Origin of the sequence: Moorena sp. SIO2C4 (assembly GCF_010672485.1) — a bacterium.
GTDB classification, from domain to species: Bacteria; Cyanobacteriota; Cyanobacteriia; order Cyanobacteriales; family Coleofasciculaceae; genus Moorena; species Moorena producens.
Map to the genome: position 1 here is coordinate 1 of NZ_JAAHGN010000103.1, position 11,622 is coordinate 11,622.

Annotated in this window: 11 protein-coding genes and 2 pseudogenes; 7 read left to right on the plus strand and 6 right to left on the minus strand. The window is 44.7% G+C overall.

All coding sequences use genetic code 11. The features are described 5' to 3' along the window. Both F6K20_RS08260 and F6K20_RS08265 read right to left on the minus strand, forming a co-directional pair. Positions 1-293: pseudogene (locus F6K20_RS08260) on the minus strand (homoserine dehydrogenase); the annotation flags it as partial. A 148-nt stretch (positions 294-441) separates the two neighbouring features. Then, positions 442-564 (minus strand): hypothetical protein, encoded by a 123-nt coding sequence (locus F6K20_RS08265; RefSeq protein ID WP_267872074.1) that lies wholly within the window; start codon positions 562-564, stop codon positions 442-444. Positions 565-1,085: 521 nt separating this feature from the next. On the opposite strand from F6K20_RS08265, the gene F6K20_RS08270 reads away from it, so the two are divergent. After that, a complete protein-coding gene (locus F6K20_RS08270; RefSeq protein WP_287294394.1) occupies positions 1,086-2,240 on the plus strand; it encodes a pyridoxal-phosphate-dependent aminotransferase family protein in 1,155 nt (384 codons plus the stop codon). On the opposite strand, the gene F6K20_RS08275 is transcribed toward F6K20_RS08270, so the two are convergent. Continuing rightward, positions 2,233-2,499 (minus strand): hypothetical protein, encoded by a 267-nt coding sequence (locus tag F6K20_RS08275; protein WP_287294396.1) that lies wholly within the window; start codon positions 2,497-2,499, stop codon positions 2,233-2,235. The genes F6K20_RS08270 and F6K20_RS08275 overlap by 8 nt on opposite strands. A gap of 241 nt (positions 2,500-2,740) precedes the next feature. On the opposite strand from F6K20_RS08275, the gene metK reads away from it, so the two are divergent. Together metK and F6K20_RS08285 are read left to right on the plus strand one after the other, a co-directional pair. Next, complete coding sequence (metK, locus tag F6K20_RS08280) at positions 2,741-4,003, plus strand: methionine adenosyltransferase (protein WP_287294398.1); 1,263 nt, start codon at positions 2,741-2,743, stop codon at positions 4,001-4,003. Between the two features lie 40 nt (positions 4,004-4,043). Continuing rightward, positions 4,044-4,301: a hypothetical protein gene (locus F6K20_RS08285; protein WP_287294401.1), complete on the plus strand. Its 258-nt coding sequence runs from the start codon at positions 4,044-4,046 to the stop codon at positions 4,299-4,301. Positions 4,302-4,368: 67 nt separating this feature from the next. On the opposite strand, the gene F6K20_RS08290 is transcribed toward F6K20_RS08285, so the two are convergent. Together F6K20_RS08290 and cofH are read right to left on the minus strand one after the other, a co-directional pair. Then, positions 4,369-6,084 carry a DUF3352 domain-containing protein gene (locus tag F6K20_RS08290; protein WP_287294403.1) on the minus strand — a complete coding sequence of 572 codons (1,716 nt, stop codon included), beginning with the start codon at positions 6,082-6,084 and terminating at the stop codon, positions 4,369-4,371. A gap of 189 nt (positions 6,085-6,273) precedes the next feature. After that, positions 6,274-7,407, minus strand: coding sequence for a 7,8-didemethyl-8-hydroxy-5-deazariboflavin synthase subunit CofH (gene cofH, locus F6K20_RS08295; RefSeq protein WP_009148889.1), 1,134 nt, complete (start codon positions 7,405-7,407; stop codon positions 6,274-6,276). A gap of 185 nt (positions 7,408-7,592) precedes the next feature. On the opposite strand from cofH, the gene F6K20_RS08300 reads away from it, so the two are divergent. The 3 genes from F6K20_RS08300 (at position 7,593) to F6K20_RS08310 (ending at position 11,009) form a co-directional block, all read left to right on the plus strand. Beyond that, entirely contained in the window at positions 7,593-9,455 is a 1,863-nt protein-coding gene (locus tag F6K20_RS08300) for a glycosyltransferase family 39 protein (protein ID WP_287265440.1), read from the plus strand. Positions 9,456-9,554: 99 nt separating this feature from the next. Next, positions 9,555-10,763 carry a glutathione S-transferase family protein gene (locus F6K20_RS08305; protein WP_287294405.1) on the plus strand — a complete coding sequence of 403 codons (1,209 nt, stop codon included), beginning with the start codon at positions 9,555-9,557 and terminating at the stop codon, positions 10,761-10,763. 66 nt (positions 10,764-10,829) lie between these two features. Next, complete coding sequence (locus F6K20_RS08310; protein WP_131827118.1) at positions 10,830-11,009, plus strand: hypothetical protein; 180 nt, start codon at positions 10,830-10,832, stop codon at positions 11,007-11,009. A 69-nt stretch (positions 11,010-11,078) separates the two neighbouring features. On the opposite strand, the gene F6K20_RS08315 is transcribed toward F6K20_RS08310, so the two are convergent. Then, a complete protein-coding gene (locus tag F6K20_RS08315; RefSeq protein ID WP_009148895.1) occupies positions 11,079-11,216 on the minus strand; it encodes a hypothetical protein in 138 nt (45 codons plus the stop codon). A gap of 39 nt (positions 11,217-11,255) precedes the next feature. On the opposite strand from F6K20_RS08315, the pseudogene F6K20_RS08320 reads away from it, so the two are divergent. After that, positions 11,256-11,622, plus strand: a pseudogene (locus F6K20_RS08320) (polyphosphate kinase 2); the annotation flags it as partial.

Sequence of the window (11,622 nt, forward strand, 5' to 3'; positions counted from 1 at the left end):
TCAATATGTTTACCTTGGGCAATCGCTTTGAGCATAAGCGATCGCGCTGGTTCTAATCCTCCCAGTAGCTCTACTACAATATCTATCTCTGGGTTGGTGACAATTTCTTCTAGGTCCGTTGTCATCAACTCCAGTGGTAGTTGCACTTCTCTGGGCTTATCAAGCGATCGCACTCCTACCTTGGCAATTTCTATCCCTTGCAGTAGTGGGTTACGTCCAGCTGTGTCGAGTAAAATCTTTGCTGTTCCTGTACCAACGGTCCCTAATCCTAATAAAGCAATCTTAAAAACCACAGTATTTATCCTGAATCTATATGCTTGCCAAACATGCGATCGCTGAAAGCGGGATGAAGTCCATCGCTGAAAGCGGGACGCAGTCCATCGCTTAAAGCGTGCAGATCGCGAATCTTTTTCTTTTCTAGCCTACTTTGCGGTTAAAGGTTCATCCGTTGAAGGTTGAAGGTTCATCCGTTGAAGGTTGAAGGTTCATCCGTTGAAGGTTGTTTCCTGCAATCTGCCAACCGGCTAACCTGCCAACGGGCTCACCCAGGTATAAGGGTTTCAACGTGTTTATATTTTTATTAATTTGTTGCTTTATTAATTTAGTGTTATTGATTTTTTTAGTGGATAAAGGTTTCATAATTTAGATGCATTTGCTTTATAGCTCAACAAAATACATTAAAATTACTTTTTTTTGAGCATCACATCTTTGGCAAACTGTTGTGTATTAAAAATATATAACAGCTTAACTGCTTACCTCACCATTGCCATTGGCATCTTTGCCGATATCCAAGCAGATTAGGTTTTGTTGGGTGCATCTCAATGGATGAAATTAAGCAAAAATTCGCGCGAGAATTCCCACACTCCCCGCGCCCCACACTCCCCGCGCCCCACACTTCCCACACTTCCCTTTTTTTGACAAATATGAGATACACCCGGTTTTGTTGACCTCTTTAATCTCCTCTGTGCTTGAGGCTGAAGCCTCTTTGCTGTTCCGCCTTACTTCCTAGAATACGGGGATAGCCACCTTCGGGTTATTATTTATTTTGGTTAACTCTTACTTTACCAAACACTTATAAATAATAAATGACCTCAACCCCATCAATCAAAGATAATAATCGCGTCTCCGTGACCGATATAGATATGCCTCCGACGCTGTTACTCGGACCTGGGCCATCTAATGCCCATCCTTCCATATTAAAAGCGTTGGGAATGCCCCCAGTTGGTCACCTGGATCCCCGTTTTATCGCACTGATGAACGAAGTGCAAACCTTACTCCGCTACGCTTGGCAAACTGATAACCCGATGACCATTCCCATGAGTGGCACAGGTAGTGCGGCAATGGAAGCTACTCTAGCCAATGCAGTAGAACCAGGTGATGTGGTTTTAGTTGGGGTAAACGGTTACTTTGGACACCGACTTGTGGATATGGCTGGTCGTTATGGTGCTGATGTCCGTAAACTAATCAAGCCTTGGGGGCAAGTCTTTACCCTTGATGAACTCCGAGAAGGCTTGGAAACCCATCGTCCTGCTGTCTTGGCTTTGGTTCATGCTGAAACGTCAACCGGTGCCCGTCAGCCCCTTGAAGGTGTGGCTGAGTTGTGCCGAGATTTCAATTGCTTGCTGCTGGTTGACACAGTCACCAGTTTAGGTGGGGTGCCACTGTTTATTGATGAATGGGGGATTGATCTGGCCTATAGTTGCTCCCAAAAAGGGCTTAGCTGTCCACCAGGCATTTCTCCTTTCACTATGGGAGCTCGTGCCCTCGAAAAACTCAACCAGCGTCGTACCCAAGTCGCTAATTGGTATTTGGATGTATCGATGTTGAGCAAATATTGGGGTGACGAGCGCACCTACCACCACACAGCTCCAATTAATATGAATTATGCCTTGCGCGAAGCGTTGCGATTGGTTGCTGAAGAAGGACTAACCGCTTGTTGGGAACGGCATCAAACTAATGCTGAATTGCTTTGGGAAGGTTTGGCTGATTTGGGTCTAGAATGTCACGTGGAGCAAGAATTTCGTTTGCCTACCCTGACCACGGTTCGGATACCAGACGGGGTGGATGGCAAGGCAGTTACCCGCAAACTGCTGGATGATTACAACATGGAAATTGGTGGCGGCTTGGGTGAATTAGCTGGTAAAGTCTGGCGCATTGGTTTAATGGGTTATAACTCTCAGCGAGAGAATGTGGAGCAAGTTTTGAGTGCTTTAAAGGAGGTTTTAGGGGATTCTAAATAAAACTTAATGGCAAGGCATTGGTAAGCGATGCAGCGCGGTCTTGGGGGTTCCCCCCATGAGCGACTGCATCAAGAAGGGATGTAACAGATGGGGTGCATCCTAGCTTGTTCAGAAATCTGGTGATTAGCTTATAGCTGACTGCTGATAGCTGAATCATTACCCTTGCCAAGCGGAAAAATACCACAAAGGGTGAAATGTTAAAAATTTCATAAGAACCAGAGCGATAGGATAAAACGTTGCTCGGATTATGGAATTTCATGATTCATCAATTGAAAAATAGGTAAATAGTCAAAAAAACTATACTTTTTGACTATTTACTCGTCAAATCCTCCTGACAAAGGATTAAGGATTTAATTCAGGATTTTTTTTCAGCATTTATTTACCATTATTTTATTAAAAATGCTACAATAATAGTTTAAAATTTTAATAGTGGCGAGTTCAAGCAACTCAAAATGATCTATGCTATACAGGTTCAGTAATAGTTAAAGGAGAATTGATAATTGTCTCGTCGCTATTTATTTACCTCTGAATCAGTTACCGAAGGTCATCCTGACAAAGTCTGTGATCAGATTTCTGACACTATCCTAGATGCTATGCTCGCTCAAGATCACCAAAGCCGTGTTGCGGCTGAAGTGGTCGTTAACACCGGTTTGGTATTGATTACTGGTGAAATTACCTCCCAAGCCCAGGTCAATTTGATTGATTTGGCGCGGAAGAAAATTGCTGAAATCGGTTACACTGATGCTGACAATGGTTTCTCTGCCAACAGTTGCTCTGTTTTAGTTGCTCTTGATGAACAATCCCCTGACATTTCCCAAGGGGTGACTGCTGCCCAGGAAAGTCGCGAGGAAATGAGTGACGATGAACTAGATGCCATCGGTGCAGGGGACCAAGGTCTGATGTTTGGCTTTGCCTGCAACGAAACCCCAGAACTGATGCCTATGCCAATCAGTTTGGCTCATCGGGTTTCTCGCCGTCTGGCAGCTGTACGTAAAACTGGTGATTTACCTTACCTGCGTCCTGATGGCAAAACCCAGGTCAGTGTGGCTTATGAAGATGGCAAACCGGTTGGGATTGACACGATTCTGGTTTCCACCCAACACGATGCCACTATTGGTGATATTACCGATGAGGTAGCTGTCCAGGCAAAAATTAAAGATGACTTGTGGTCAGCAGTGGTGGAACCCTGTTTCCAAGATATTGAGATTAAGCCGGATAACAACACACGCTTCCTGGTGAACCCCACAGGAAAATTTGTGATTGGTGGTCCCCAAGGTGATGCAGGTTTAACTGGTCGCAAAATTATTGTAGACACCTATGGCGGTTACTCTCGCCATGGTGGTGGTGCTTTCTCTGGCAAAGACCCCACTAAGGTAGACCGTTCCGCTGCCTATGCCTGTCGCTATGCAGCTAAGAACATTGTGGCAGCAGGTTTAGCAGACAAATGCGAAGTCCAGCTCAGTTACGCGATTGGGGTGGCTAGACCCGTGAGTATCCTTGTAGAAACCTTTGGCACTGGTAAAGTGGACGAGGAGATTTTGCTGGAATTGGTCAACAACTATTTTGAACTGCGTCCTGCTGGAATCATCCAAACTTTCAATCTGCGCCGATTACCCGCAGAACGGGGTGGTCGTTTCTATCAAGACACGGCAGCTTATGGTCATTTCGGGCGTACCGATTTGATTCTGCCTTGGGAAGAAACTGATAAAGCAGAAATCCTTAAGGAAGCTGCTGGTAAATCTGGTGCTGTATCGATGGCATAAACTAGTACTCGGTCAATGTACTTTTGAGAGTTAAATCAAGGTGTTAAGTGTTAGGCATGAGGCTTTAGGGATTAGTGAAAGCCTCATGGCTAGTGCTATTAAGCTATCAGCAATCAGCTATCAGCAATCAGCTATCAGCTATCAGCTATCAGCTATCAGCAATCAGCTATCAGCTATCAGCAATCAGCTATCAGCAATCAGCTATCAGCAATCAGCTATCAGCTATCAGCTATCAGCTTTTGTGAATAAAACAGGTAACCATTTGTTTAATCTGAGTTACGTCAGCCTAATGCATTAGGCTGACCCCTGACCGCTGACCGCTGACCCCTGACCACTGACGGCTGAATGCTTACCTAATAACGTCTCTAGGGTTTTTGCTGATTATCTCCCTTCTTAGTTTCAGCAGCTTTACTGGGTTGAGGCTCTTTTTTCAGCTGAACAAAAAGTTGAAAGCGGGTACGATTGGGGTCGATTTTGGCAACCGTTAAGCCGATGGTATTAATTGCCTTTGCTAAGGTTTCTTGCTGGCTTGGTAGTTGAGCGAGATTGAGATTACTGCTATTGAGGGTGCGCTCAACATCAAGGAAAAATTGACCAGTGTTGGGATTAGGTTTGGTTGGTACGGTGTTTTGAAACAGAGGTGCTTGAATTAGTGTCTTTTGGGGTTGAGGGACTAGTTCACTAGCAATGGGGGCTCCTAGGGTGAAGAAGACTACATTCCCTTCTAACCAACCGTGGGTAGCATTCACCCCTCCTAGAGTGGCTGTCCAGCTAACCATTGGTTGACCGTTTACCTGAGTTTCTACTACCGGTAACTGATAACTATTGGTGATTAAGTCATCCAATTGCTGTAGGGTTGCTTGAGCACTAGAGCGATCGCTTACTTTTACCATTAATGCTATCCCAGCTCCTAAGGGAGCAGAGTAAGGGTTATCCTGAAGCGCCAGTTGTTCGGGAGACATTGGTATTAAGGCTAGAGCAAACTCCCCTTCCATCCAAGATAGTAAATCCTTTTCCCAATCCAAGCCTAAGGTGGTTTTCAATCCAGCTTGGAAATTGTCTGGGGAAATGGGCATTAAAGTATTTAATGCTCCTTGTTCGGTATAGTATTGCCAAAATTGTCTGATGTTACCCCCAGATATAATGGCTAGGGTACTCGCTGGCATCCGTCTAGGCAAAAAAGAACCGCTAGTGTCGTTACTGGCCTTCACAGTGCTTCTGGGTTTGACCGAGGAAATCCCTTCAAAACTTATCCCCTCTGGTGCTAGGGTTACTGTTGTGACTATGTCTTGCTTTAAGGGTTTAGCTGCTGTTTTTTGAGCCTGCTCCTGGGAATCAGCGGTTAGTGCGCCTAAAAAAGTTGGCAGATTAATATACAACTGAGCAAAGGACTGATCAGCTTTAATCTCAGCGATCGCATCTTGGTACCCAGACTTACTAGCTAAGGAAATAGCTCCTTTGTAGGTGTCAATCACCTGATCAATAATTTTGGGGTTTTCACTGACTACTAGAAAACGCCCTAGCACTGCTACTGAGGACTTTTGGGAGTTACTCTTGTTCGTTTCGTAAACCTGAATACCTCTGTAGGTTCTCTCAACCCACTGTTTCCCTGATTGAGACTTGGCTTTTTTGAACAGCTCCATTGCTTGGGTTAGTTTGTCAATGGGTAGTACAATCAAACTGGGAAACACTGATTGATCGTTTGATAAAACTGCTGGTGATAAGTCTCTAGGGCTAAAGTATGCTAAGGTAACGTCTTCACCCAACCAAGGTTTGATATCTTGCTGATAGTTGTAGCCGTTAGCAGTTAGTAAATTTTCCTGCAACTGAGCAAGCTGTTTTTCCAAAACTTGTCGAGATTCAGTTGTGCCATAGTTTAGCAACTGTTGCCATTGTTTGGAGTCTGTAGAAATTGATGCAGTAAAAAAGGCATTTTGGGGAACTAACTGGGTACTTACCTGAATATTTGGTTTGAAAATCTGCCGCCGAACTAGCAACCAGTAAGCGGTTACTCCACCGCCTACTACCAAGACGGCTGCTGCAAAAATTAGCAGTAGAAAAGATTTCTTTTTTTTGGTCATGGATTTGATTGCTAGGGACATAAAGATAAAAGGTTATATCTCTGTGTGACCGTTGAATGTGATTACAATTGGTTGTTCGTAAATTACCAATTACTAATTACCAATTACTAATTACTAATTATCAATTACAAATTACCAATTAACAGGTATGGTATCAACCAGATTAGAAGTGATTAACTGGACTTGATCTTAGCTGTAAATCGTATCTCGTTGCTGATAGGGACGGCCAATGGATTGAATGGCTGCTTGTAATGTTTCTACTTCCATACAGGTACCCCCCATAGCTCCGGCCATGGTGGTGATATGCTCCTCCATTAATGTGCCACCAATATCATTACAACCCCATTTAAGGGCATCTGTCGCCCCAGCAAGACCGAGTTTTACCCAACTGGGTTGGTGATTTTTAATCCAGTTCCCTAGGAAAATCCGAGCTACAGCTGTGAGTAACAGAGCATCTTTCAATACCGGTTGATCCCGTCCAACCCGATGGCGTAATGGTTTGGGGGCTTCCTGTCCGACAAAGGGCAGTAAGATAAATTCAGTGATTAAGCCAGGGTATCCCTGGTTACAGGCTTTTTGTTGAAGCGATCGCAATTTTTCCAAGTGTGCCACTTGTTGTTGGGGTGTCTCAATATGACCCGAGAGCATAGTACTGGTTGTGGGCATTCCCAATTGATGAGCTGTTGACACAATCTCTAGCCAAGTGGCGGTATTGGTCTTTTCTGGACAGAGAATACGTCGGACATCATCATCTAAAATCTCTGCTGCTGTTCCTGGCATTGAACCAAGACCAGCCTCTTGTAGTTGAGCAATTACCTCGGCATAGCTAAGTCCATCTTGCTCAGCAATAAATTGCACTTCCTGGGGAGAGAAAGCATGGAGATGCAGCTGAGGAAAGTCTTGCTTAATGGTTTTTACCAACCCTAGGTAATAGGGCAAGGTTGACCCATTCATCTTTGCCTTGGGGTTGAGTCCGCCCTGCATGCAAATTTCTGTAGCATCCCGCCGCACCGCATCCGCTGCCTTTTCATGAATTTGCTGCCAATCGAGCCAATAAGCACCCTCTTCAGAGGCATCCCGCCGAAAAGCACAGAAACTACAGTGCTGGGTACAGATATTGGTAAAGTTGATATTACGGTTGATAACATAGGTAACCGTATCCCCAACTTGTTTATAGCGCAACCGATCCGCAGTTTCTTGAATTGACGCTACGGCCTGAGGTTCAGTTTGCTTCAAAAGCACAACCCCTTGATCGGGTGATATATCAACACCCCCTAAGGCACGGTTGAGAATAGTATCAATACTAGTGGTAATCACAGGCATATTCAGTAAACCTACATTCAGTAAATCTACAATGATCGCAGTGATCGCAGTTGAACACCTCCATGGTGTAGCCGGAAGGTGAAAATAACTTAGGGGCTAAAACCCCCTGTTTCCATATATTTTGTCTGTCATCTATTTCCATTCCATTGGCAAGTGTGCTCCTTTGCTGATTGAGGTTACTATTGTTGAAAATTTTCCTGAGAAGTCTCTGGTTCCACCCCCTGTTGCTATTGTTTTGGATTGCTATTGGCAGTGTTTTACGCTTCACTAACCTAACCCTGAAGTCTCCCTGGACTGATGAATTTGCCACAATCGTGTTCAGCTTGGGCAATAGTTATCAAACCTTACCCCTAGACCAAGCCATTTCCCTCTCTACCCTGTTACAACCACTGGCATTTAATCCAGAATCGGGAGCATCAGCAGTTATTCATCATTTATTCACTGAGGATCACCACCCTCCTCTATACTTTGTCCTCGCGAACTGGTGGATGAGGCTATTCTCCTTCGGTGTACAGGCGTTTGATGGAACATCCTTACAGGATAGCGACTTAGTAATTTGGGGAATGCGATCGCTTCCCGCCCTGTTCGGTATAGTATCAATTCCCGTAATCTATGGACTGAGCTGGGTAGGGTTTCGTTCCCGGTTAGTCGCTCAACTAGCAGCAGCAATTATGGCTGTGTCTCCCTACGGTGTCTTTCTAGCCCAGGAAGCCCGTCATTACACCTTAGCTATTTTGTGGGTAATGGCATCCCTGTGCTGCTTAGTTATTGCTGTACAACATCTTCAACGCCATACTGTTCTACCGATTTGGATATCCCTGTCTTGGGTAGTGGTTAATTGTTTAGGTATAGCAACCCACTATTTTTTTATCCTGACCCTCTGTGCTGAGGCCATGGTTTTATTAGGACTTTGGGGATTAGCCAAAATTTCTCCTTCTCGACCCTCTCCCATCCGGCGCATTGGTGCAGTTGCGGCAGGTAGTGCTATGGGAGGATTAGTTTGGTTACCAGTGTGGCTATCGAGTTACGATGCTCAGATGACTGAATGGATTATCAGTAGCAGTGAAGGGAGTTGGGCTTGGTGCAAGCCAATTTTTCAAGCTATCGCTGCTTGGATCACCATGTTATCGCTATTGCCCGTAGAGTCATCTTCCCTGATAGTGGTCATTGCTTCGGGTTTGGTGATGTTGCTGTTTCTAATCTGGTTGCTTCCGATTCTCTATCGCTATCTAAAAATACAACTAAATCACCCTCAGACTGCTTTGGTCACAACGGTTTTAGGGAGTTTCTTGATTAGTGCGATCGCATTATTTTTTGGTATTACTTACTGCCTTGGTACCGACCTCACCCGTGGTGCTCGGTATAGTTTCGTTTACTTCCCTGCTGTGATTGTATTAGTAGCAACCGCCCTAGCCGTGAGTAAGCGTCACCCTTCAACAGCCAATCCCACTGACAATAGTAGCCATGGGAAACCGAAAACTATAGCGCTAGTTTTGTTAATGGGGTTTTTGAGTAGTATTACCGTAGTCAGCAATCTAGGCTATCAAAAATACTATCGTCCAGATTTATTGGTACCGATAATCGAACAAAAGTCATCAGTACCGATACTAATTGCTACTACTCACAACACCTTGGTACAGACTGGTGAAATGATGGGACTGGCTTGGGAATTCCAACAGAAGGCTGAGCAAAAACTATCTTCAGTAAATCCCCAATTTATATTGGCACATCAAGACCAAATTCAGTGCCAGCAGACCAATTGTCCGGCTGCTATCACTCTTAAAAAGACTGTTGCTAATTTGTCAAGTACCCTAGATGTATGGTTGGTGAATTTTAACGCAACAGTTGAAGAGTTACCTAATTGTTCTGCTGAGAATTCTGTTAATAATTTAATATCCGTGGATGGTTACCAAGCTCAGGTTTATCACTGTCTTGATTCTAAGCATTCAGCTGTCAGCTATCAGGCGTCAGCCGTTAGCCGTCAGCCGTCAGCCGTCAGCCGTGAGCTAAAAGCTCACGCTACGCGAACAGCTTATTTTATTCAATAGCTGATAGCTGATATCTGATAGCTGATAGCTAATAGCTGATAGCTTAAGCAAAATATGCGATAGTATCTTTTGTATCAAACTTTAATTAAACCAACCCCCATGAGCATCGCCCCCCTAAGCTGGCAAGAACTAGAAGCTCTGACGGATTTTCAAATAGATACCGTTAATGGCGCTACTAACGCTCAATCCTGTTTGCGCCTATTTGGTTTTACTGAATCTGATATTCGGGTTACCCTATACCGCGATAACCACGCTTGGTGCCCTTACTGCCAGAAAACTTGGCTATGGTTGGAAGAAAAACAGATTCCTTATCGTATCAAAAAAGTTACCATGTTTTGTTATGGTAAGAAAGAAAGTTGGTACAAGCAGAAAGTGCCATCGGGGATGCTACCAGCTCTAGAGCTAGATGGTAACTTGATTACCGAAAGTGATGACATTTTAATCGGATTAGAACGGGTTTTTAAACCCTTAGAACAAAGCATGAAAGACCCCGCTGTCATCAACCTACGGCAGTTGGAGAGACTTCTGTTTAGAGCTTGGTGTACTTGGTTGTGCTATCCTACACGTTCATCTAAAGAAGAACAAAATCACCAAGACCAATTTGTTAAAGTGGTGGAGATGGTGGAAAATGCCCTAAGCTCCACTCCGGGTCCTTACTGTTTGGATCAGTTCGGTACTGTTGATGTGATTTTCATGCCTTATGTCGAACGCATGAATGCCAGTCTTTATTACTACAAAGGCTATTCTTTGAGGGAAGAAAATCCTCGATTGGCAGCTTGGTTTGAGGCCATGGAAACCCGACCTACCTATCGTGGCACCCAGAGCGACTTCCACACCCATGTCCATGATTTGCCTCCCCAGATGGGGGGCTGCTGGCCAAACGATAAACCCCAGACGTTAATCAATCAGGCACGGGTGGACAATGGTCCTTGGGAAGGGCTACCGGATGTAACTTACCCAGAACCGGAAACTTCCCGTACTGAAGCTCTCCAACGAGTGCTTAAACACCGCACCAATATCATTCGAGTTAACCCCGCCGACGAGACCTTGTTTGATCCAGCCCTGCGTTGTGCCTTGACACACATGATTACCGGGGAAACCTGTATGCCACCCTTGGGTTCAGATCCTGCTCTGCGATATTTGCGCGATAGAATTAGTGTTCCTCGGGATATGTCTATCTATGCTGCTAAGAGGCTCAGAGAGTCTCTGGAAAAAACTGCCTCTTTAGTAGGAAATGGTCAAGGTTCTGCTATTCCCATCCGTCACCGACGTGACCAAGATCCAGCGAACTTTGCCAAGGCGATCTAGAGTTGCGATCGCACTAATTGGGTGTATCTTATATTTGTAAAAAAGTGATTAATCGTAGGGTGGGCAGTGCCTACCAACCCTATGGGCAGCTTCGTGAATCTGCCTGATCCACTGCCCACCCTACATCTTACCAACTACATCTCAGTAAGGTGGGCAGTGCCTAGCCACCTGATGGGCAACTTGGTGAATCTGCCTAATCCACTGCCCACCTTACATCTACATCAACTAGAGTTGCGATCGCACTAAGTTTATCCAGCATATTAATCCTAGGGTGGGCAGTGCCTAGCCACCTGATGGCCAGCTTAGTGAATCTGCCTAATCCACTGCCCACCCTACATCTACATCAACTAGAGTTGCGATCGCACTAAGTTTATCCAGCATATTAATCCTAGGGTGGGCAGTGCCTAGCCACCTGATGACCAGCTTGGTTAATCTGCCTGATCCACTGCCCACCCTACATCAAGCTCAATACAAATACAGGGTTGTATAGCAATGAAAAATAAATCTATGAATGGGGATCAGTCCCAACGGGCGAGCAAAAAGAAGCATCTACTAGCAGCAGATAGTAAAAAGAAAGATAAGAAAAAATTAAATAAGAAAAAATTAAATAAGAAAAAACTTAAGAAACAAAAGAAGGCCAATCTCCCAAATTCAGAACGAAAAGTGTTCTACCACATTTCTGAGGCAGAAGGCAGCTCTAAACTTCCCAGGAAAATTTATGAAAAGGAGCTTGCCCGTCTACAATTGGAACTGGTGAAAATGCAATACTGGACTAAGCATACTGGTACCCGCATTGTGATTGTGTTTGAAGGACGTGATGCAGCTGGTAAGGGGGGCACTATTAAACGGATTACCGAAC